The sequence below is a fragment of the Streptomyces sp. NPDC030991 genome (genome assembly GCF_055571235.1).
Map to the genome: position 1 here is coordinate 66086 of NZ_JBVIFR010000006.1, position 19972 is coordinate 86057.

Genomic DNA, 19972 nt, shown 5'->3' on the forward strand with positions numbered 1-19972 from the left:
CGTCATGGCGTTCACGGCGCCTCTTCGGTGGCCAGTTCGCACCAGACGGTCTTGCCGCCGGCCCCCTGTTCCACGCCCCACCGCAGCGCGAGCGCCCCGACGAGCGTGAGGCCGCGCCCGCACTCGTCCGTCAGCGAGGCGTGCAGGAGTACGGGCAGGGCGCGCGGGTCGGGGTCGGTGACCTCGACGCGGGTGTTGCCGTCGGCGGTGGCGTGCACTTTTACGGTGACCGGTGTGCCGTCGCCGAGATGGTCGACGACGTTGGTCAGCAACTCGCTCGCGCAGAGCCTGACTTCGTACGGATGGGCGCGGAGGTGCTGGCGTACTTCCGGTACGGATCTCGGGGTGGCCAGCAGGTCGAGAGCGAGGGCTGTGCGGGGTTCGGGCACGAGCGGGGTCACCTTCTTGAGCGTTCCGTGACGGTTCGCTCACACTGTGGTGCTGGGCTCCGTACCGTGAACAGGGTTTCAAGTACGCAGCCCGAACTGCGGAAGCCCCCCACATGGCGGTGAGCGATGGCACGACGCAAGGACATCGACGGCTCGATGAGCGTCCCGACCTTCTACGGCAAGGAGTTGCGCTGGAAGAGGGAGGCCGCCGGGCTTTCCCTGGAGGAACTGGTCGAGGGCAGCTTCTACGGGAAGTCGCTGCTGAGCGACATTGAGCGCGGGGAGCGCAGGATGCCGCTGGAGCTGGCGCAGCATGTGGACCAAGTGCTGGGTACGGATGGGTTCTTCGCGCGGGGTTGCGAGGATGTGCGGAAGGCGCGCCGGGGAACGCATGCCGAGTACTTCGCTGACGTGCTGGAGTTGGAGCAGCGCGCCCTGGAGATCGAGGAGTGGGGTCCCCTACTGATTCCGGGGCCGCTTCAACTGGAGCCGTACATTCGGGCCGTTGTCCTGGCCGCCTACCCGACAGCCCCCGAGGCGGAGCTGGCTGCGAAAGTCGCCGACCGGCGCGAACGCGCCTGGCTTTTCGAGGGACAGGATGCTCCCGAGACCTGGCTGGTGCTGGACGAGTCGATCCTTCGACAGCCGATGATCGAGCCCGATGGCATGGCGGAACAGTTGGCACACATCGCGGAGGTTGCGCGTAGACGCCGGTCGTGTCCGCAGATCCTGTTGCGGAACCCAGGAGCGCACCCCTTTTTGATGGGTACGGCTAGGTTCATGACCTTCGCTGATGCGCCACCCGTCATGTACACCGAGGGGATGTACAGCGGTCAGCTGATCGACGACCCGGGGCTCGTGCAGCAGTATGCAAAGGCGTACGGACGGCTCAGGGCAGCTGCGCTGCCGCCGGAGGCGTCCCTGAAACTCATCGAATCTGCGGCAGAGGACTACCGAAATGGCAAGTTTCCAACTTGATATGGACGCTGCGACACGGCATCCCCGCGACTTCCCCGGTGCCGCCCGCTGGCGCAAGTCCAGCTACAGCAACGGGGACGGCGGTCACTGCGTAGAGGTCGCCGATGGCACCCCCGGCATCGTCCCGGTCCGGGACAGCAAAAACCCCGCCGGCCCCGTCATCGTGATCACCGGTACCGCCTGGTCGGCGTTCATCGCCGAGGTGCGCACGCGCTGAGCGCACGGGCGCCGACTGTCTGGAGGAGAGCCTGTGGGCAACGAACCGCCCGAGGTCACCAAGGGCGCCGACTGGGAGGACCTGCGCGCATCCTTCGCCTTCACTCCTGAGGAGGAGGCGGAGATGGAGAAGGGCAAGCAGGCCCTTCGTGCCGAGGTCCGGCTGACCCCGCCCTGAAAAGCATCAGCCCCCGTGTGACCACCGGAGACCTCGTGCGGCTCAAGGGGCGGCCGGGGGCCGGGGCCCACCCCGCGCCCACGCTCCCTTCGACCCGCCCGGCCGGGCCCCCGTCCGGCCACCTAGCCCCGCGGCCCAGCGTCAGTGCCGCAAACTCGCCGGGCTCCCCCCGTTCGCCTCGTACCCGGCCACGGCCAGCGCCCGGTACACCGCGTACGACGACGCCGGGTCCTCCTCCGAGGTCCACGGGATGGCGCCCACGTGGCCGTCCACGCGGATCAGCTGCTGCATCGCCTCCGACCAGCGCTCGGCGCGGACCAGGAAGAAGACCAGCAGGTGGCGTACGTGCGCGAGCATCGGGTCGTCGGGGCGGGCGGCGGAGATCGCGAAGAGGGCGCCGTGCAGGGCCTTGGCGACGACCTCGCTCTCGTAGAAGCCGCGCACCAGGTTCAGGTCGGGCATGTGCTCGTACAGCGCGAAGAGGGGGAGCGCGGCGAGCAGCGAACCGCGCGGGGCGCGGGCGGCGGCCGCCTCGGCGAACGCGAACGCGTCGTCGCGCGAGCCGTGCCACTTCTCCGTCCAGTAGCGCAGGCCCGCCAGATGTGCGCCCATGTGCCCGGGAGTCGTGTCGAGGATCTTCAGCCACAGCTGCTCGAACTCGGACCGCGAGTAGCCGAGGCCCCGCGCGACCGCGAGGTGCGTGATGTGCGGGACCGGGTCACCGGGGGCCAGCAGCGCCGCCTGTTCGCAGGCGCCCCGCGCCTCCTCCAGGATGATCCGCTGCTCGTCCGGCGTCCCGCCGTTGCGCCAGGCCTGCTGCACCAGGAACTCGGCGAAGACCTGTGCCCCGCCCGCGTCCTTGGGCTGCTGCGCCCGCCACGCGTGCAGCCACCCGGCACCCAGGCGGGGCGTCTGCGCCAGCTCGATGGCGGCGGCCCCGGCGATCGCCTGCACCCGCTCCCACCTGGCCTCGGTCTCCTTGCCGGTACCGGCGAGCAATTGCGAAGCGGCCGTGAAATCCTGGTTGCGCTGGACGACGGCCATCACGTTCAGGAGGTCCTGGTCGGGGCCGGGCAGGCGGACGTCCAGCTCCTCCTGGCGTACGAAGCCGTAGTTCGCCGGATCCGCGGCGTCGGGGGACCCCGGGGCGACCTGACGGATACCGCCACCGCCGCCGCGCCGCCGCAGCATCACCACCCAGGCGATCATCAGCACGGCCATCAGGATCCAGAGAATTCCCATGCCTTCAAAGTTAACCGAGGCGGCTCCGGGGCCGCCTCGGCACTACGCTCGGGGCACATGAGCGACACCCACAGCCACAACGGCGCCCCCCGCGGGTTCGAGACGACCGCCATCCACGCCGGCAACACGGCCGACCCCGTCACCGGCGCAGTCGTCCCGCCGATCTACCAGGTTTCCACGTACAAGCAGGACGGCGTCGGCGGCCTGCGCGGCGGCTACGAGTACAGCCGCAGCGCCAACCCGACCCGCACCGCCCTGGAGGAGAACCTCGCCGCACTCGAAGGCGGCCGGCGCGGCCTCGCCTTCGCCTCGGGGCTCGCCGCCGAGGACTGCCTGCTCCGCGCGCTGCTGAGCCCGGGCGACCACGTGGTCATCCCGAACGACGCGTACGGCGGCACGTTCCGGCTGTTCGACAAGGTCGCCTCACGCTGGGGCGTGCAGTGGTCCGTCGCCGACACCAGCGACGTCGACTCCGTGCGCGCCGCGATCACCCCGCGGACCAAGGCCGTCTGGGTCGAGACGCCCTCGAACCCGCTGCTCGGCATCACCGACATCGCCGCCGTCGCCCAGGTGGCCCGTGCGGCGGGCGCCCGCCTCGTCGTCGACAACACCTTCGCCAGCCCCTACCTCCAGCAGCCCCTCGCGCTCGGCGCGGACATCGTCGTGCACTCCATGACGAAGTACATGGGCGGCCACTCGGACGTGGTTGGCGGCGCCCTCGTCGTCAACGACCAGGCGCTCGCCGACGACCTCGCGTACCACCAGAACGCGATGGGCGCGGTGTGCGGCCCGTTCGACGCCTGGCTCGTCCTGCGCGGCATCAAGACGCTGCCCGTGCGCATGGACCGGCACAGCGAGAACGCCACCCGCGTCGCCGAGATGCTCGGCCGCCACCCGCGCGTCACCAAGGTCCTCTACCCGGGCCTGCCCGAGCACCCGGGCCACGAGATCGCCGCCAAGCAGATGAAGGCGTTCGGCGGCATGGTGTCGTTCCGGGTCGAGGGCGGGGAGGAGGCGGCCGTCGAGGTCTGCAACCGCGCGAAGCTGTTCACGCTCGGTGAGTCCCTCGGCGGGGTCGAGTCCCTCATCGAGCACCCGGGCCGCATGACGCACGCGTCCGTCGCGGGTTCGGCCCTCGAAGTGCCCGCCGACCTCGTCCGCCTCTCCGTGGGCATCGAGTCCGTCGACGATCTGCTGGCCGACCTCCAGCAGGCGCTCGGCGGCAAGTAACTCCCTTACGGCACAAGGGGGTTCACCAGCCGGTCAGGGGTGGGGTCGTCTTCGCGGGCGGCTCCACCCACGGCCGGGCCATCGTCGCCCACACCACGAACGCCACCAGCGCGGCGCACAGGACGGCCCACACGAGGCGCCACGCGATCCGTCGGCGCCGCAGCGAACGGCCGCCCCTGCGCATCGCCTCCGCGCACAGGTCGGCCGGGACCGCCGGCGGGGGCGCCGCGTCGAGTACCGCGCGGACCGTCGCCTCCTTGCGTTCCTGAAGACTCATGCCGGTGCCGTCCCGGGCAGCTCGGCGGGCGCGGGCCCGCGCGGCGGATGCAGAGCGAGGGCCATCGCGCGCGCGTGCAGCGCCCGTACGCGCTCCACGGGCAGCCCGAGCAGCGCCGCCACCTGCTCCTCGCCGACCCCTTCGAACAGCCGCAGCACGAGCACCAGCCGCTCCTGCGGCGTCAGATGACCCAGCACACCACCGTGCCCGCGGTGCCGGTGCCATGTCTCGCGCCACGCACCGCGCGCGAAGCGGACGCCTAGCTCCGTGCGGACACAGTCGTAGGGATCCTCACCCCGAAGACGGTCCCAGGAGGCGTACGTACGGGCGAGGGCGACTGTGAGCAGCTTCCGCGCGCGCGGGTTGTCGTCGTGCCGTTCGGCGGTGAGCAGGGTCGCGGCATGCAGCAGCCGCCCTGCCGCGCCCGCGACGAACGCCTCGAACTCCCGGGCCCGGCGGGCGTTCCTCGACGCCTGCCGTTCGCGCACGCTTCATATGAGGCCCGCCGCGGCCCCCTGGTCAAGAGGCGGGAGCCGCGGCGCCGCACGTGAGTGCCGGACGGGCCTCAGGAGTCGGCAGAGGGGGCCGGCTGGCCCGACTGGCGTGCGGACAGCGCGCTGTTGAAGCGCGTGAGCAGCGCGCAGAACTGCTCGCGCTCCTGTGGCTCCCACTCCTCCGTCAGCTGGGCCATCAGTTCCCGCCGGGACGAGCGGACCTCGTCGAGACGGGACAGACCGCGCGGCGACAGCTGGAGCACGACGGCGCGGCCGTCCTCCGGGTGGGACGTGCGCTTGACGAGACCCGTGTCGACGAGCGGGGCGACCTGCCGGGTCACCGTCGAGGAGTCGATCCCCATGCTCGACGCGAGCGCCTTGACGCCCATCGGGCCTTCCTTGTCGAGGCGGTTGAGCAGCAGATACGCGGCGCGGTCCATCGAATTGCGCACCTGCCCGACCCCGCCGAGCCGGGTCTGCTCGGCGCGGCGGGCGAAGACCGCCACCTCGTGCTGGAGCGTTTCGAGGAGGCCGGTGTCGCCGGCGGTCGTCATGTCCATCGTTTCCTGTGGTGTGGGCATGGCCGGGGGCTCACTTCATGCGTGGATGGTGGATTGCACTGGATTGGGGCACAGGGTACGCGGCGAAAGCGCTGGCCGTACCTGCGCTGCGCAATCCGGTCTCGGAGCGTGAACATCCCGAGAGACGTACGCCGTGAGCTGCGAGACTTCAGTCATGAGCTACAACGCGTCTGACTCCTTGCCGCACCCTCTGCCCGCCGTGACCCTCGATGATGTACGCGGCGCCCAGAAGATGCTCTCCGGAGTGGCGCGGATGACGTCCATGGCGCACAGCCACCACCTCTCGCAGCTGCTCGGCACCCCGGTCCACCTCAAGTGCGAGAACCTCCAGCGGACCGGTTCCTTCAAGCTGCGGGGCGCGTACGTGCGCATCGCCGGGCTGCTCCCCGAGGAGCGGGCCGCGGGGGTCGTCGCCGCGAGCGCGGGCAACCACGCGCAGGGCGTGGCCCTCGCCTCCTCGCTCCTGGGCGTGCGCTCCACGGTGTTCATGCCGGTCGGCGCGCCCCTGCCGAAGGTCGCCGCGACCCGCGACTACGGCGCGCAGGTGCTGCTGCACGGGCAGGTGGTCGACGAGACGCTGGCCGCGGCGCAGGAGTACGCGCGCGAGACCGGCGCCGTCTTCATCCACCCCTTCGACCACCCGGACATCGTCGCGGGCCAGGGCACGCTCGGTCTGGAGATCCTGGAGCAGTGCCCGGAGGTGCGCACCATCGTCGTGGGCATCGGCGGCGGCGGGCTCGCGGCGGGCGTCGCCGTCGCGGTGAAGGCGGTCAGGCCCGACGTGCGGGTGATCGGCGTGCAGGCGGAGGGCGCGGCCGCTTACCCGCTCTCGCTCCGGGCCGGCCGCCCCGTCTCCCTGCCGCAGCCGGCGGCGACCATGGCCGACGGCATCAAGGTGGGCCGGCCCGGCGACGTCCCCTTCGCGCTCGTGCGCGGCCTGGTCGACGAGGTCCGCACGGTGTCGGAGGACGCCCTGGCGAGCGCGCTGCTGCTGTGCCTGGAGCGCGCCAAGATGGTCGTCGAACCCGCGGGGGCCAGCCCCGTGGCGGCGCTCCTGAGCGAGCCGGACGCCTTCGAGGGCCCGGTGGTCGCGCTGCTCTCCGGGGGCAACGTCGACCCGCTCCTGATGCAGCGGGTCCTCACCCACGGCATGGCGGCGGCGGGCCGCTACCTCTCGCTGCGCCTGCGGCTGACCGACCGCCCCGGCGCCCTGGCCTCGATCCTCCAGGTGCTGTCGGCGGCGGACGCCAACGTCCTCGACGTGGGCCACGTACGGACCGATCCCCGGCTGGGGCTCACCGAGGCGGAGGTGGAGCTGCACCTGGAGACCAAGGGCCCCGCGCACTGCGCCGAGGTCGGCACGGCGCTGCGGGAGGCGGGCTACACAGTCATCGACTGAGGCCGCCCGTCGCCCCGCCGCCCCGCCGTCTCTCCGTCCCGCCGCCTCTCCGCCCTTCCGTCCTGCCGCCGTCCCGCTGCCCGGACGGCGAGAACCGGGAAACCGGTTGAGGAGACGCGATACATCGCGATACGGTGTGGCTCGCATCACTCGTTCGTCGGGCATCGCCATCCCGGAAAAACTAGACTTTCCGCACATCGCGCGACGCACAGGGCACCACCGCAGGCACCACCCGGTAGACCGGTCACTCATCCATCCACGGGGTTATGGGGGAACCAATGCCAGGCGCCATCTACGCCGAAGGTCTGGTGAAGACCTTCGGTGACGTAAGGGCCCTGGACGGTGTCGATCTGGACGTACCAGAAGGCACGGTCCTGGGCCTGCTCGGACCCAACGGAGCGGGCAAGACGACAGCGGTGCGCTGCCTCACGACGCTGCTCACGCCGGACAGTGGCAGAGCGGTCGTCGCGGGCATCGACGTACTGAAGAATCCGAACGAGGTACGGCGCTCGATCGGCCTGTCCGGTCAGTTCGCCGCGGTCGACGAGTATCTGACGGGCCGGGAGAACCTCCAGATGGTCGGCCAGCTCTACCAGATGAAGGCCAAGGAGGCGAAGGCGCGCGCGGTCCAGCTCCTGGAGAGGTTCCACCTCACCGACGCCGCCGACCGCCCCTCCAAGACGTACTCCGGCGGCATGCGCCGCCGCCTCGACCTCGCGGCCGCGCTCGTCGTCTCGCCCCCGGTGATGTTCATGGACGAGCCGACCACCGGCCTCGACCCGCGCAACCGGCAGCAGCTGTGGGAGGTCATCCAGGAGCTGGTCGCCGGCGGCACGACGCTGCTGCTGACCACCCAGTACCTGGAAGAGGCCGACCACCTGGCGCACGACATCTGCGTGGTCGACCACGGCCGGGTCATCGCCCGCGGCACCTCCGACCAGCTCAAGGCCCAGACCGGCGGCGAGCGCGTCGAGGTCGTCGTGCACGAGCGCGATCACATCGACACCGCCCGCCAGGTCCTGACCGGCTTCGGCAAGGGCGACGCCACCGTCGAGGAGCACACCCGCAAGCTGACCGTCCCGGTGACCGGCGGCGCCAAGCTGCTCGCCGAGGTGATCCGCGAGCTCGACGCGCGCGGCATCGAGATCGACGACATCGGCCTGCGCCGCCCCACCCTGGACGACGTGTTCATCTCCCTGACCGGACACACGGCGGAGGAACCGACCGAGGCCGAGGACCCCGAGAAGGAGAAGGAGGCCCGCACGTGAGCACCGTCACCGACCCCGTGCGCACCCCGCGCGCGGCGGGCGGCATCGGCCAGTCCGTCCGGGACTCACTGGTCGTCGCCAAGCGCAACCTGATCCGGATGACACGCATCCCCGAGATGCTCCTCTTCGGCGTCATCCAGCCCGTGATGTTCGTGGTCCTCTTCACCTACGTCTTCGGCGGCTCCATGAGCGTCGGCGGCTCCACCGACCCCGACGTCTACAAGAACTTCCTGATGGCGGGCATCTTCGCCCAGACGGTCACCTTCGCCACGGCCGGAGCCGCCGCGGGCATCGCCGACGACAACCAGAAGGGGCTCGTCGACCGCTTCCGCTCGCTGCCCATGGCCCGCGGCGCGGTCCTGACCGGCCGCACCGTCGCCGACCTCGTCCAGACCTCCATCACCCTGCTCGTCCTCGCGGTCGTCGCCCTGCTCGTCGGCTGGCGCACCGGCTCGCAGGAGCCGACCAACGCCGGGAGGATCCTGGGCGGCTTCGCCCTGCTGCTCCTCCTCGGCTACGCGTTCACCTGGATCGGCGCGCTGATCGGCCTCTCGGTGCGGACCCCGGAGGCGGCGACCTCGGGAGGGATCATCTGGCTCTTCCCGGTGACGTTCATCTCGAACGCGTTCGTGGACACCGGCATGATGACGCCCTGGCTGCGGCACGTTGCCGACTGGAACCCGTTCAGCGCGACCGTGCAGGCGTGCCGCGTGCTCTTCGGCAGCCCCGGCGTGTCACAGTCCAGCGCCTGGCCCATGCAGCACCCGGTGTGGGCGTCGCTGATCTGGTCCGTCCTGATCGTCGTCGTCTTCCGCACGTTCGCGGTCCGCAAGTACCGCAACGCGACGGCCTGATGCGCACATGGCGAGGCCCCCGGAGCGGACGGCTGCTCCGGGGGCCTCGTCACGTATCACCAGAGGCGTCAGCCGTTGTACGGCTCCGCCGTGAGGATCTTGACGGAGGCGAGCTTGCCGTTCGGCAGTTCGTACTGGGCGTCCTCCCCGACCTTCTTGCCGTTGACGCCCGTGCCCAGCGGCGACTGCGGCGAGTACGTCTCGATGTCGGAGCTGGCGTACTCGCGGGAGGCGAGCAGGAAGGTCATGGTGTCGTCCTCGTCGCCGTCGAAAGCGATCGTGACGACCATGCCGGGCGCGACGACGCCGGTCGCGGCGGGCGCCTCACCGACCTTGGCCTTCTCCAGGAGCTGGGTCAGCTGGCGGATGCGGAGCTCCTGCTTGCCCTGCTCCTCCTTGGCGGCGTGGTACCCGCCGTTCTCCCGCAGGTCGCCCTCCTCGCGCGCCGCCGCGATCTTCGCGGTGACTTCCTCGCGCGCGGGACCAGACAGATACGCCAGCTCGTCCCTGAGCTTGGTGTACGCCTCCTGCGTCAGCCAGGTGACGTCTTCGCTGGTCTGGGTCACAGGTCGCTCCTCGTAGGTACTGGGAATACAAAGCATCGCCCTACCCAGAAGGATGTTCCCTCACGGGTGGGCGAAACCACGAGCCTAACAATTCAGCGGTCGAAGGGGGAGAACATATGGTCGCAGATTTACGTCGCCGCAGGTCAACGCCGACGTACTGGCCCGGAAGAGAGGCGCGTCATTCGGCGTGGCAGCCGATGAGCTCCGCGGTCGTGCCCCGGCCGGCCGTGCGCAGCGTGACGACCTTGTCGATCCGCTCCTCGTGCTGGGCGAAGCGGAAGTCGGCCCGGCCCACCTCGGCGCCGTCCGCGCTCTGCGAGCGGACCGTGCAGTAGCCGCTCGCGTCGGCGTCCTTACGGATCTCCAGATGGACCTGGACGCCCTCCGGGGACGACTTGAAGGCGATGACCTCACCGCTGAACTTGTTGCCCACGACGTAGTACCAGCCGAACCAGCACATCATCGCGGCGAACAGTGCCCCCAGGACGATCGCGGCGATCTTCAGCTTCCGGTCCGCGCGGGCGTCGGCCGCGCGCGATGCCCCGTAGCGGCCCTCCGGCAGCTGCTGCACGGCGCTCATCGGCCAGTTCCTCTCGCCTCGCCCGCCAACATCCGGGCACCGGAATTTTCCGCCCCCCGGTTCGGTCACTATAGAAGCGCCCATTGCGCCGATTCACATCAGGGCGCCTTAATTCACCAAGGATCTTGTCTTGACTGAGCAGCTGCGACTGATGGCCGTTCACGCCCACCCCGACGACGAGTCGTCGAAGGGCGCGGCCACCATGGCCAAGTACGTGTCCGAGGGGGTGGACGTGCATGTCGTGACCTGCACGGGAGGCGAGCGCGGCTCCATCCTCAACCCGAAGCTCCAGGGCGACACGTACATCGAGGAGCACATCCACGAAGTACGCAAGAAGGAGATGGAGGAGGCCCGCGAGATCCTCGGCGTCAAGCAGGACTGGCTGGGTTTCGTCGACTCCGGACTGCCCGAGGGGGACCCGCTGCCGCCGCTGCCCGAGGGCTGCTTCGCCCTGGAGGACGTGGACTACGCGGCCGGGCGCCTGGTGCGCCAGATCCGGTCCTTCCGTCCCCAGGTCATCACGACGTACGACGAGAACGGCGGGTATCCGCACCCCGACCACATCATGACCCACAAGATCTCGATGGTGGCCTTCGACGGTGCGGCCGACGCCGAGAAGTACCCCGAGGCCGAGTTCGGCCCGGTCTTCCAGCCGAGCAAGCTCTACTACAACCAGGGCTTCAACCGGCCGCGCACCGAAGCGCTGCACCACGCCATGATCGAGCGCGGCCTGGAGTCGCCGTACGCGGACTGGCTGAAGCGCTGGGACGAGTTCGAGCGGGTCGAGCGCACGCTGACCACGCATGTTCCGTGCGCCGAGTTCTTCGAGATCCGTGACAAGGCGCTGATCGCGCACGCCACGCAGATCGATCCGGACGGCGGCTGGTTCCGCGTGCCGATGGACGTCCAGAAGGAGGTCTGGCCCACCGAGGAGTACGAGCTGGCGAAGTCCCTCGTCGATACCTCCCTCCCCGAGGACGACCTCTTCGCGGGCGTCCGTCACAATGCCTGATGTGACATCGAATCTGGCAATGACCCATCTCGTCCCTCTTGCCGCGCAGGAGGTCGACGAGAACAAGGTGACTCCGGGTGTGCTCGGCTTCATCGTCTTCGCGGTGATGGCCCTCGCCGTCTGGGGCCTGATGAAGTCGATGAACCGGCACATGGGCAAGGTCGACTTCAAGGAGAAGGCGGGCGCCGAGCCGGTCGCCGCCGACGCCGGCAAGGCGCCCGAGCGCTCCTAGAGCCTTTCGGCTTCCGGGCGCGGCTCTCCGGGCGCGCCCGCGATGAGTTTCGCGGGTGCGCCGGGTCGTACAGGTATGAACCCTGTGAGCCCTGTACCGACCCCTGTACCGGCCCCTGTACTGATGCACGCGGTCGTCTCCGTGGACGGTTTCATCGCCGACGCCGAGGACCAGGTCGGAGCGCTCTTCGACTGGTACGGCAACGGCGACACGCCGCTCGGTGACGGCGACGGCTTCCGGGTCTCCCGGGCCTCCGCCGCGTACACGCAGCCCATGTGGGACAGCATCGGCGTGACGATCATGGGCCGTCACCTCTTCGACCTCACCGACGGGTGGGACGCGAAGCCGCCGGCCGGCGAGCACGTCGTCGTGGTCTCGCACCGGCCCCGCCCCGAGGGCTGGCACCCCGAGGCGTCCCACTACCACTTCGTGGGCGACGTGGCCGAGGCCGTCACCCTGGCCAAGGAGCTCGCGGACGGCCGGGCCGTGGCCGTCACCGCCGGCGACATCGGCGGCCAGGCGTTCGCCCTCGGCCTCGTCGACGTCGTGGCCATGGACGTCGCCCCGGTCTTCCTCGGCTCGGGCAAGCGCTACTTCGGCTCCGCCGAAGGACAGCGCCTCCTCGACGACCCGCACGTGCTGGTCCAGGGGGACCGGGTGCTGCACCTCCAGTACCGGGTGCGCGAGGCACCGAAGGCGCCGCGGCTCCCGTAGGCGCGCGGCTCAGGGCCGCGACGGCTGCGCGATCACCCCCATCACATCCCGGGCGTGCCGGTTCGGCACCATGCCGAGGCGCCAGGCCTGCCAGCCCGCGTCCAGCTCCACCCCCCGTTCGAGCAGCAGCCCGAACGCGCCCACGTAGTCGTCGAGCTTGCCGTCACGGACCGGATTGGGCGTACGGGCCAGCTGCGCCAGCTCCTCCTGGGCGACCGCCGCGCCGATCTCCGAGCCACCCGGCGAGGCGTAGGGGAGCAGCGTGCACCGCAGGAACGCGGCCCAGTCCTCGCCGCGCCGGTCGCCGTAGGAGGCGAACAGCGCGGCCGCCTGCTCGCAGAGCGTCACCGCCTGCTGGAGCCGCGCGTTGCCCGCGTCGACGACCGCCAGCTCCAGGCACGTCCACGCCTCGCCGTGCGCGACACCGATGCGCTGGAAGTCGGCGCGGGCGTCGACCAGGAGCTGCCGCGCGAACCCGGAGTTGCGCAGCGACCCCGTCTGCGCCGCCCGCTGGTCGCGGGTGACCCGCGCCGAGTGGTGACGGGCGCACGCCAGGCCGTACACGTCGCGCATCCGGGAGAACATCGTGCGTGAACGTTCCAGCTCGCGCACCGCTTGGTCGAGGTTGCCCGTCTCCTCCAGGGCCTGGCCCAGGTAGTAGGCGGTCCACGCCTCACCGCGCGCGTCCTCGTTGTCGCGGTGCCGGGACAACGCCTGGCGCAGACCGTCGACCGCGGCCGACGCCTCACCGTCGACCAGCCGGGCCCGCGCCAGCTGCGTCAGCGCCCACGCCTCGCCGCGGCTGTCACGCGTACGCCGGTACAGATCCAGGGCGGCCCGCAGCTCCTCGTCGGCCCGCGGCACCTCGCCCATGCGCAGGCACAACTGCCCGAGCTGGAAGTGCGCCCACGCCTCACCGTGCAGCGACTCGTTCTCCCGGTGCAGGGCGAGCGCGTCGGTGAGCAGCGCCAAGGACTCGCGTACGTGGGCGCGGTCGCGCTCGACCGCCGCGAGCGCGTGCAGCGTCCAGCCGCGGTCGCCCCGCGTCTCCGGCGTCGTCTGGAGATCCAGCGCTTCCCGCAACTTGGCCGACGCGTCCGTGAGTTGACCCTGGTGGTGCAGGGTGATGCCGAGCGAGCACAGCGCGCGTGCCTCGCCCGCCTGATGATGGGCCTCGCGGTACAGGTCGACCACCGACGTCAGCGTCGTACGCGCCTTGTCCAGCTCGCCGAGCTGACGCGCCGCGATGCCCGTACGCCACTGGACCGAGCGCACGAGCAGCCCCTGGTCGATGGCCTGCGTCAACTCGCTGATCTCGCCGAGGCGGTAGAGGTCACCGCGCAGGAGGCAGTAGTCGCAGAGCGCGCCCAGCAGACCCAGGACCGCCTGCTGGTCGACGTCCTCCGCGTGCCGCAGCGCCGCCGTGATGAAGCTCGACTCGTCGTCCAGCCAGCGCAGCGCCGCGTCGAGCGACGTGAAACCGTGCGGGCCCGGCTGACCGGCGCGCGTGGACATGTTGCCGTCCACCAGACGGATCACCGAGTCGGCGAGCTCCGCGTAGTTCTGGATGAGGCGCTCCTGCGCCGCCACCCGCTCGGCCGGCTCCTCCTCGTCCGAGAGCCGGGCCTGCGCGAACGACCGCACCAGATCGTGCAGCCGGTAACGGCTGCCCCGGACGTGGTCGATCAGCCCCGCGCGCGACAACGCCGTCAGATGGCGCGATGCCTCCGCCTCGTCCGTGGCCAGCAGCGCCGCCGCGGCCGCCGCGCCGAGCGAGGCCCGCCCGGCGAGCGCGAGGCGCCGCAGCAGCCGGCGGCCCGCGTCCGACTGGTCGGTGTAGCGCAGCCACAGCACGCGCTCGACCGGCTCCACCGGCCCGTAGGCGCTCAGGTCCGCCGCCAGCTGACGCGTCGTGCGCGGGCCGATCGAGGACCCCGCGACCCGCAGCGCCAGCGGCAGCCCGCCGCACAACTCGCGTACCTCATCGGTCGATTCGGCGTCGTACGGGCCGCTCGCGTCCTCCGCGGCCTCCCGCAGCAACTCCTCCGCGCCCGCGGCGTCCAGCGCCTCCACCGGCAACTGGTGCACCCACGCCGGGATCGACCCGCCGAGCTCCAGCGGCTTGCGCGCGGTGACCACGACCAGGCTGTCCGACCGCTCCGGGATCAGCGTGCGCACCTGCTCGGCGTCCTCCGCGTCGTCCAGCACGATCGTCACCGGCAACCCCGTCAGATGCTGGTGGTACAGCTCGCTCAACCGCTTGACCTGCTGGTTCGGTGAGGACCGCTCGCGGAACAACAACTGCTCGCGCGGCGCGCCCAGCCGGTTCAGCAGATGCAGCAGCGCGTCCCGCGTCGACAGCGGCGACGCGTCCGCCCGGTCCCCGCGCAGATCCACGACGCACGCCCCGCGGAACTGGTCCCGCAGCTCGTGCGCGGCCCGCACCGCGAGCGTCGTACGCCCCGAACCCGGCGCCCCGTGCAGCACCACCACCGTCGGCCGCGTCTCCGTGCTGGCCCGCGCCGCGTGCACCCACTGCGCGATCCGCGCCATGGCGGCCCGCCGCCCCGCGAACGGCCCGTCCGGAACGGGCAGTTGACCGAAGGACTGCTCCAGGACGCTTCTGCGGCGCGCCGCCGCGCTCTTGTCGGTCCGCCGCGACCCCGGCGCCGCCGACTTCTTCGACGTACCGGTACTGGCCGCGAGCATCCGCTGCTGATCCAGGAACGGCCGGACGCCCCGCACCTCGAGCGCCGTCAGCCACTGCAACCGCAACTGCTCGGGCCCGCCCGGCTGGTTCAGGGCGCCCGCGCTGCGGCTCGCCGCGGGCAGATGCGCCGCGGTCACCTTGGCGACGGTCGCGGCCGCGCCGAGCACGGCGACCGCCGCCCCGGCGCCCATGGCGACCCCGGTGCCCGCGCCGAGCGCGAGATCGGCCACCACGGCGGTGACGGCCCCGACCCCCGCCACCATCAGCGGCGTCGACCCGCCCTCCTCGGCGAACCGCTCCCCGAACGTCTTCTGCCCGGCCGCCGCCTCGTCCAGGGCCCGGGTGTACGCGGCGTACTCCTCGGCGGCTGTCTGCCCCATGGCGTCGAGCGCGCCCCGGGCGCGCGCGAGCAGCGCGCCCCCGTCCGTCCGCCCGCCGGAGCGCCTGACCTCCTCCTCCACGACGCGGGCCAACAGCCGCTCGGCCTCCGCCCGATGGCTGTCTCGCATCTTCGGTCCCCCTCCGGTGGCGTCAGTTCAGGGTCAAGTGTCCTGCGTACGGGGTGAAGGCGCGAGAGGCCCGGCGATCAAAGACACGACCGTGACGTCGCTGCCGGGCGGCGCCGGCGGCGAGGTTCCCGTTCCCGGCCGAGCGCGCGGAGGCGGCTGGGCAGGGCGCAGTGCCCCGGGCTGAGCCGTTCGCGCCGGGCGGCGTGAGAGCCTGGATCGTATGAACCGGCTAGCTGGTGTGACCTCGCCTTATCTGCTGCAGCACGCTGACAATCCGGTCGACTGGTGGCCCTGGGGGCCTGAGGCGTTCGAGGAAGCGCGACGACGCGACGTACCCGTTCTGCTATCGGTCGGCTACTCGGCGTGCCACTGGTGCCACGTCATGGCGCACGAGTCCTTCGAGGACGACGCCACCGCGGCAGTCATCAACGAACACTTCGTCAGCGTCAAGGTCGACCGCGAGGAGCGGCCCGACGTCGACGCCGTCTACATGGAGGCCGTCCAGGCCGCCACCGGCCAGGGCGGCTGGCCGATGACCGTCTTCCTCACCCCGGACGCCGAACCCTTCTACTTCGGCACGTACTTCCCGCCCGAGCCCCGCCACGGCATGCCGTCCTTCACCCAGGTCCTCGGGGGCGTCCGGGACGCGTGGGCGGACCGGCGGGGCGAGGTCACCGAGGTCGCCGCGAAGATCACCGCGGATCTCGCGGGCCGTGAACTGTCCTTCGGGGACGCGCGGGTCCCCGGCGAGGGCGAGCTGGCGCAGGCGCTGCTCGGGCTGACGCGGGAGTACGACGCGACGTACGGCGGGTTCGGCGGCGCGCCCAAGTTCCCGCCGTCCATGGTGATCGAGTTCCTGCTGCGCCACCACGCCAGGACCGGCGCGGAAGGCGCGCTGCAGATGGCCGCCGACACGTGCGAGCGGATGGCGCGCGGCGGGATCTACGACCAGCTCGGCGGCGGATTCGCGCGGTACTCCGTGGACCGCGAGTTCACGGTGCCGCACTTCGAGAAGATGCTGTACGACAACGCGCTGCTCTGCCGCGCCTACGCCCACCTGTGGCGTTCGACGGGCTCGGAGCTCGCCAAGCGCGTCGCCCTGGAGACCGCCGACTTCCTCGTGCGTGACCTGCGGACGAACGAGGGCGGGTTCGCCTCCGCGCTGGACGCCGACAGCGAGGACCCGGCGAGCGGCAAGCAGGTCGAGGGCGCCTACTACGTGTGGACGCCCGAGCAGCTGAACGAGGTGCTGGGCGCGGAGGACGGGGCCGTCGCCGCCCGGTACTTCGGGGTCACTCGGGAGGGGACCTTCGAGGAGGGCGCCTCCGTGCTCCGACTGCCGCAGGCGGACGAGGTGTTCGACGCCGGACAGATCGAGGGGATCCGGCAGCGGCTGCGCGAGGCGCGGGCCCGGCGTCCCGCACCGGGCCGGGACGACAAGGTCGTCGCCGCCTGGAACGGGCTGGCGATCGCCGCTCTCGCCGAGACCGGCGCCTACTTCGGCCGGCAGGACCTGGTGGACGCCGCCGTCGGCGCGGGCGACCTGCTCGTACGGCTGCACATGGACCCCCTCGCCCGGCTCTCCCGTACCAGCAAGGACGGCCGGGCCGGGCAGAACAGCGGCGTGCTGGAGGATTACGCCGATGTCGCCGAGGGGTTCCTCGCGCTGGCGTCCGTGACCGGGGAGGGGGTGTGGCTGGAGTTCGCCGGGTTCCTGCTCGATCACGTCCTGGACCGGTTCGTGGACCAGGAGAGCGGCGCCCTCTACGACACCGCCGTCGACGCCGAGCAGCTGATCCGGCGGCCCCAGGACCCCACCGACAACGCCACCCCGTCCGGCTGGAGCGCCGCCGCCGGGGCCCTGCTGTCGTACGCGGCGCAGACCGGCTCCGAACCCCACCGGTCGGCGGCGGAGCGGGCCCTCGGGGTCGTCAAGGCGCTCGGCCCGCGCGCGCCGCGGTTCATCGGCAACGGGCTCGCGGTCGCGGAGGCGCTGCTCGACGGGCCCCGCGAGATCGCCGTCGTCGGGGAGGTCGGGGGCCGGATGCACCACGCCGCGCTCACCGGGACCGCGCCCGGCGCGGTCGTCGCCGCGGGAGAGGAGGGCAGCGACGAACTGCCGCTGCTCGCGGACCGGCCGCGGGTCGAGGGCCGCGAGAGCGCCTACGTGTGCCGGCACTTCGTGTGCCACAGCCCCGTGACGGACACCGACGCGCTGAGCCGGACCCTGAACGGACCGGCGGACCCGGCGGACCGGGGGGAGTGAGGGACGCGGGCCTACAGCCCGTTCCGCAAGGTGTCCAGGGCCCGCGTCGCCAGCTCGCGCAGCTCGCCCTGGTGGCCGTGCTCGGCCCAGTACATCGTGGCCTCCATGAGGGCGCCGACCACGGCCATCGCGTAGACCCGCACCTCCAGGTCGCCCGCGTCGCGCCCGGTGCGCTCGGCGAGGACGCGGCACACCATCTGCCCGGTGACCGACATCGACTCCATCATCCGGCTGCGCACCGCGGGCACCTCCACCTGGAGGCGGGTGCGCAGCCGGGCCACCTCGGGGTCCTCGCTGTCCCAGGCGAGGTCCAGGCTGCGGTCGATGACGTGCCGCAGGGACTCGACGATCGACTCGTCGGCCGGCCGGGCCCGCAGCTCCCGCTCCAGGATCGGGTCGAACTCGTCGGTCAGGACGATGTCTTCCTTGGTGGGGAAGTAGCGGAAGACGGTGGACGGCGACACCTCGGCGGCCTCGGCGATCTGCTCGACGGTCGTCGCGTCGTACCCCCGCTCCATGATCAGGCGGTACGTCGCCGCGCGGATCGCCGTACGGGTCTTGAGCTTCTTGCGTTCCCGGAGCCCGAGCCGGGCTTCCGGGGTCTGTGCTGAGGCGGCCATGACCGTCATTGTCCGGCATCCGCGCTGACGGGGGCCACCTCCGTACCGGACGGGGCGCTCGCGGCGGGCGGGACGCGGCCGGGCATCAGGGCCGCGGTGAGGACCGCGGAGACCAGCGCCGTGATGCCGATGACGGTCAGGGCGAGGTTCATGCCGTGGACGTAGGCGGCGTCGGCGGAGGCCGCGAGGGCCCGGTCGCCGAGCCGCTCCGCGACCAGGTGCGCGCCGATGACCGAGTCGCGTGCCGCGTCCGCCGCCGCCCCGGGCAGCCCGCCCGTGCTCAGCCTCGTCGTGTACGCGCCGGCGATGAGGGCGCCGAGCAGGGCGACGCCGAGCGCGCTGCCGGTCTGGCGCACGGTGCTCAGCAGCCCGGAGCCGCGGCCCGCCTGGTCCCGGGGGAGGGCGCCGAGCGCGCCGCCCATCGCGGGGATCATGGCGAAGGAGAATCCGATCCCGGCGATCGTCAGCCACAGGGCCGTGAAGCCGTACCCGGAGCCGGTGGTGGTGCGCGCCCCCAGGAACCCGGCGAAGGCGAGGACCACCAGGGCGACGCAGATCACCGACCGTGCCCCGAACCTGGCGACGAGCGGCTGGGCGAGCTTCGCGGCGACCAGCATCCCGGCCATCAGCGGGACCGTCCGCAGCCCGGTGCCGAGCGCGTCGGTGCCGAGCACGGCCTGCAGGTACTGCGGCAGCACGAACATGAGGCCGGCGAGCACGAACATGCCGAGCGTCGCCACGAGCGTGTGGGTGAGGAAGCCGCGGTGGGACAGGAGCGTGAGGTCGAGCATGGGGCGCGGGCTGCGGCGTTCGCGCAGGACGAGCGCGCCGAGCAGGACGACGGCCGCGGCGAAGCCGCCGAGGACGGCCGGGTCGGTCCAGCCCTTCGCGGGGCCCTCGATGATCGCGTAGATCAGGGTGCCGAGGCCGAGCGCGGTGAGCACGGTCGAGGCGAGGTCGATCCTGGGGGCGGCCGGGTCCTTGGTCTCCGGGAGCAGGAACAGGCAGGCGGTGATGCCGATGGCGACCATCGGCACGTTGATCACGAAGACGGCGCCCCACCAGAAGTGGTTCAGCAGCCAGCCGCCGACGATCGGTCCGAGGGGCATGCCGAGCGCGGACGCCGCCGAGATGATGCCGATGGCCTTCGTCTGCTCCTCGCGCGGGAACAGCGACGGCAGTACGGAGATGGCGAGCGGCATCACCATGGCGCCGCCGACCCCCATGAGGGCGCGGGCCAAGATCACCCAGGTCACGTCGGAGGCGAGCGCGCCGACGACGGACGCCGCGAGGAAGACACCGAGCCCGGTGACGAGTATCCGGCGCCGCCCGAAGCGGTCGCCGAGGAGTCCGGCAGGGAGCATCAGCGCGGCGAAGACCACGATGTACGCGTCCGCCATCCACTGCTGCTCACCGGTGGTGGCGCCCAGCTGTCCGGTGATCGTCGGGAGGGCCACGTTCAGGATCGTCATGTCGAAACCGAGGACGAGCATGCTCGCGACCAGGGCCGCCAGGGCCCACCAGCGCCGGGGATCGGGGCGCGCTGTGTCGTGCTGAGTGACAGTAGCCATGAAATGAGAGTAGCTCTCATTTCCTAGTATGTGTCAATAGGCGGTAACTTTCTGGTTGTGGAGGCATGAAAAATGGCCGCGGCTCG

Annotated in this window: 21 protein-coding genes; 11 read left to right on the forward strand and 10 right to left on the reverse strand. The window is 71.5% G+C overall.

What is annotated here, in order from left to right:
* Positions 1-11: 11 nt before the first annotated feature.
* Positions 12-389, reverse strand: a complete 378-nt coding sequence (locus ACZ45E_RS13515) for an ATP-binding protein (protein ID WP_468220196.1) — start codon at positions 387-389, stop codon at positions 12-14.
* 126 nt (positions 390-515) lie between these two features.
* Here ACZ45E_RS13515 and ACZ45E_RS13520 point away from each other — a divergent pair, with 126 nt between their 5' ends.
* From ACZ45E_RS13520 to ACZ45E_RS13530, 3 genes are read left to right on the forward strand one after another with little or no spacing between them, the layout of a single operon-like run.
* Entirely contained in the window at positions 516-1367 is an 852-nt protein-coding gene (locus tag ACZ45E_RS13520; protein ID WP_468220197.1) for a helix-turn-helix domain-containing protein, read from the forward strand.
* A 1-nt stretch (position 1368) separates the two neighbouring features.
* Entirely contained in the window at positions 1369-1584 is a 216-nt protein-coding gene (locus ACZ45E_RS13525; protein WP_468220200.1) for a DUF397 domain-containing protein, read from the forward strand.
* Positions 1585-1617: 33 nt separating this feature from the next.
* Positions 1618-1761, forward strand: coding sequence for a hypothetical protein (locus ACZ45E_RS13530; protein WP_468220201.1), 144 nt, complete (start codon positions 1618-1620; stop codon positions 1759-1761).
* Between the two features lie 141 nt (positions 1762-1902).
* On the opposite strand, the gene ACZ45E_RS13535 is transcribed toward ACZ45E_RS13530, so the two are convergent.
* Positions 1903-3003 carry a hypothetical protein gene (locus ACZ45E_RS13535; protein WP_468220202.1) on the reverse strand — a complete coding sequence of 367 codons (1101 nt, stop codon included), beginning with the start codon at positions 3001-3003 and terminating at the stop codon, positions 1903-1905.
* A gap of 57 nt (positions 3004-3060) precedes the next feature.
* On the opposite strand from ACZ45E_RS13535, the gene ACZ45E_RS13540 reads away from it, so the two are divergent.
* Positions 3061-4233: a cystathionine gamma-synthase gene (locus ACZ45E_RS13540; RefSeq protein ID WP_468220205.1), complete on the forward strand. Its 1173-nt coding sequence runs from the start codon at positions 3061-3063 to the stop codon at positions 4231-4233.
* A 22-nt stretch (positions 4234-4255) separates the two neighbouring features.
* On the opposite strand, the gene ACZ45E_RS13545 is transcribed toward ACZ45E_RS13540, so the two are convergent.
* The 3 genes from ACZ45E_RS13545 to ACZ45E_RS13555 all read right to left on the reverse strand — a co-directional run bounded on the left by ACZ45E_RS13545 (position 4256) and on the right by ACZ45E_RS13555 (position 5564).
* Positions 4256-4510 (reverse strand): hypothetical protein, encoded by a 255-nt coding sequence (locus ACZ45E_RS13545; protein WP_468220206.1) that lies wholly within the window; start codon positions 4508-4510, stop codon positions 4256-4258.
* Positions 4507-4998, reverse strand: a complete 492-nt coding sequence (locus tag ACZ45E_RS13550) for a sigma factor-like helix-turn-helix DNA-binding protein (protein ID WP_468220208.1) — start codon at positions 4996-4998, stop codon at positions 4507-4509. The genes ACZ45E_RS13545 and ACZ45E_RS13550 overlap by 4 nt, the downstream gene beginning before the upstream one ends.
* 77 nt (positions 4999-5075) lie before the next feature.
* Positions 5076-5564: a MarR family winged helix-turn-helix transcriptional regulator gene (locus ACZ45E_RS13555; RefSeq protein WP_468220211.1), complete on the reverse strand. Its 489-nt coding sequence runs from the start codon at positions 5562-5564 to the stop codon at positions 5076-5078.
* 175 nt (positions 5565-5739) lie between these two features.
* On the opposite strand from ACZ45E_RS13555, the gene ilvA reads away from it, so the two are divergent.
* From ilvA to ACZ45E_RS13570, 3 genes are all read left to right on the forward strand, one after another.
* Positions 5740-6984: a threonine ammonia-lyase gene (gene ilvA / locus ACZ45E_RS13560; protein WP_468220213.1), complete on the forward strand. Its 1245-nt coding sequence runs from the start codon at positions 5740-5742 to the stop codon at positions 6982-6984.
* Positions 6985-7262: 278 nt separating this feature from the next.
* Complete coding sequence (locus ACZ45E_RS13565) at positions 7263-8252, forward strand: ATP-binding cassette domain-containing protein (RefSeq protein WP_468220216.1); 990 nt, start codon at positions 7263-7265, stop codon at positions 8250-8252.
* Positions 8249-9106 (forward strand): ABC transporter permease, encoded by an 858-nt coding sequence (locus ACZ45E_RS13570; protein WP_468220218.1) that lies wholly within the window; start codon positions 8249-8251, stop codon positions 9104-9106. Before ACZ45E_RS13565 ends, ACZ45E_RS13570 begins: the two co-directional genes overlap by 4 nt.
* 68 nt (positions 9107-9174) lie before the next feature.
* On the opposite strand, the gene greA is transcribed toward ACZ45E_RS13570, so the two are convergent.
* Positions 9175-9672 carry a transcription elongation factor GreA gene (gene greA / locus ACZ45E_RS13575; RefSeq protein WP_468220221.1) on the reverse strand — a complete coding sequence of 166 codons (498 nt, stop codon included), beginning with the start codon at positions 9670-9672 and terminating at the stop codon, positions 9175-9177.
* A 178-nt stretch (positions 9673-9850) separates the two neighbouring features.
* A complete protein-coding gene (locus tag ACZ45E_RS13580; RefSeq protein ID WP_468220223.1) occupies positions 9851-10252 on the reverse strand; it encodes a DUF4307 domain-containing protein in 402 nt (133 codons plus the stop codon).
* Positions 10253-10382: 130 nt separating this feature from the next.
* Here ACZ45E_RS13580 and mca point away from each other — a divergent pair, with 130 nt between their 5' ends.
* The 3 genes from mca (at position 10383) to ACZ45E_RS13595 (ending at position 12210) form a co-directional block, all read left to right on the forward strand.
* Positions 10383-11264 (forward strand): mycothiol conjugate amidase Mca, encoded by an 882-nt coding sequence (gene mca / locus ACZ45E_RS13585; RefSeq protein ID WP_468220225.1) that lies wholly within the window; start codon positions 10383-10385, stop codon positions 11262-11264.
* Positions 11257-11496, forward strand: coding sequence for a hypothetical protein (locus tag ACZ45E_RS13590; protein ID WP_404217141.1), 240 nt, complete (start codon positions 11257-11259; stop codon positions 11494-11496). Before mca ends, ACZ45E_RS13590 begins: the two co-directional genes overlap by 8 nt.
* Positions 11497-11619: 123 nt before the next feature.
* On the forward strand, positions 11620-12210 hold the full coding sequence (locus ACZ45E_RS13595; protein ID WP_468220761.1) for a dihydrofolate reductase family protein: 591 nt from the start codon (positions 11620-11622) through the stop codon (positions 12208-12210).
* Positions 12211-12219: 9 nt separating this feature from the next.
* On the opposite strand, the gene ACZ45E_RS13600 is transcribed toward ACZ45E_RS13595, so the two are convergent.
* Positions 12220-15429 carry a tetratricopeptide repeat protein gene (locus tag ACZ45E_RS13600; RefSeq protein ID WP_468220228.1) on the reverse strand — a complete coding sequence of 1070 codons (3210 nt, stop codon included), beginning with the start codon at positions 15427-15429 and terminating at the stop codon, positions 12220-12222.
* A 220-nt stretch (positions 15430-15649) separates the two neighbouring features.
* Between ACZ45E_RS13600 and ACZ45E_RS13605 the strand changes: the two genes are divergently transcribed.
* Positions 15650-17695, forward strand: coding sequence for a thioredoxin domain-containing protein (locus tag ACZ45E_RS13605; RefSeq protein WP_468220230.1), 2046 nt, complete (start codon positions 15650-15652; stop codon positions 17693-17695).
* Between the two features lie 11 nt (positions 17696-17706).
* Here the strand turns inward: ACZ45E_RS13605 and ACZ45E_RS13610 are convergent, their stop codons facing one another.
* Together ACZ45E_RS13610 and ACZ45E_RS13615 are read right to left on the reverse strand one after the other, a co-directional pair.
* Complete coding sequence (locus ACZ45E_RS13610; protein WP_468220232.1) at positions 17707-18315, reverse strand: TetR/AcrR family transcriptional regulator; 609 nt, start codon at positions 18313-18315, stop codon at positions 17707-17709.
* A 5-nt stretch (positions 18316-18320) separates the two neighbouring features.
* Positions 18321-19886 (reverse strand): DHA2 family efflux MFS transporter permease subunit, encoded by a 1566-nt coding sequence (locus ACZ45E_RS13615; protein ID WP_468220234.1) that lies wholly within the window; start codon positions 19884-19886, stop codon positions 18321-18323.
* Between the last annotated feature and the right edge of the window lie 86 nt (positions 19887-19972).

What these genes read in the sequence shown, in the direction of transcription:
- ACZ45E_RS13520 (WP_468220197.1), top strand. Translation starts at nt 516, where the DNA reads ATGGCACGACGCAAGGACATCGACGGCTCGATGAGCGTCCCGACCTTC.
- ACZ45E_RS13525 (WP_468220200.1), top strand. Translation starts at nt 1,369, where the DNA reads ATGGACGCTGCGACACGGCATCCCCGCGACTTCCCCGGTGCCGCCCGC.
- ACZ45E_RS13535 (WP_468220202.1), bottom strand. Translation starts at nt 3,003, where the DNA reads ATGGGAATTCTCTGGATCCTGATGGCCGTGCTGATGATCGCCTGGGTG.
- ACZ45E_RS13540 (WP_468220205.1), top strand. Translation starts at nt 3,061, where the DNA reads ATGAGCGACACCCACAGCCACAACGGCGCCCCCCGCGGGTTCGAGACG.
- ACZ45E_RS13545 (WP_468220206.1), bottom strand. Translation starts at nt 4,510, where the DNA reads ATGAGTCTTCAGGAACGCAAGGAGGCGACGGTCCGCGCGGTACTCGAC.
- ACZ45E_RS13555 (WP_468220211.1), bottom strand. Translation starts at nt 5,564, where the DNA reads ATGGACATGACGACCGCCGGCGACACCGGCCTCCTCGAAACGCTCCAG.
- ilvA (WP_468220213.1), top strand. Translation starts at nt 5,740, where the DNA reads ATGAGCTACAACGCGTCTGACTCCTTGCCGCACCCTCTGCCCGCCGTG.
- ACZ45E_RS13565 (WP_468220216.1), top strand. Translation starts at nt 7,263, where the DNA reads ATGCCAGGCGCCATCTACGCCGAAGGTCTGGTGAAGACCTTCGGTGAC.
- ACZ45E_RS13580 (WP_468220223.1), bottom strand. Translation starts at nt 10,252, where the DNA reads ATGAGCGCCGTGCAGCAGCTGCCGGAGGGCCGCTACGGGGCATCGCGC.
- ACZ45E_RS13590 (WP_404217141.1), top strand. Translation starts at nt 11,257, where the DNA reads ATGCCTGATGTGACATCGAATCTGGCAATGACCCATCTCGTCCCTCTT.
- ACZ45E_RS13595 (WP_468220761.1), top strand. Translation starts at nt 11,620, where the DNA reads ATGCACGCGGTCGTCTCCGTGGACGGTTTCATCGCCGACGCCGAGGAC.
- ACZ45E_RS13600 (WP_468220228.1), bottom strand. Translation starts at nt 15,429, where the DNA reads ATGCGAGACAGCCATCGGGCGGAGGCCGAGCGGCTGTTGGCCCGCGTC.
- ACZ45E_RS13605 (WP_468220230.1), top strand. Translation starts at nt 15,650, where the DNA reads ATGAACCGGCTAGCTGGTGTGACCTCGCCTTATCTGCTGCAGCACGCT.
- ACZ45E_RS13610 (WP_468220232.1), bottom strand. Translation starts at nt 18,315, where the DNA reads ATGGCCGCCTCAGCACAGACCCCGGAAGCCCGGCTCGGGCTCCGGGAA.
- ACZ45E_RS13615 (WP_468220234.1), bottom strand. Translation starts at nt 19,886, where the DNA reads ATGGCTACTGTCACTCAGCACGACACAGCGCGCCCCGATCCCCGGCGC.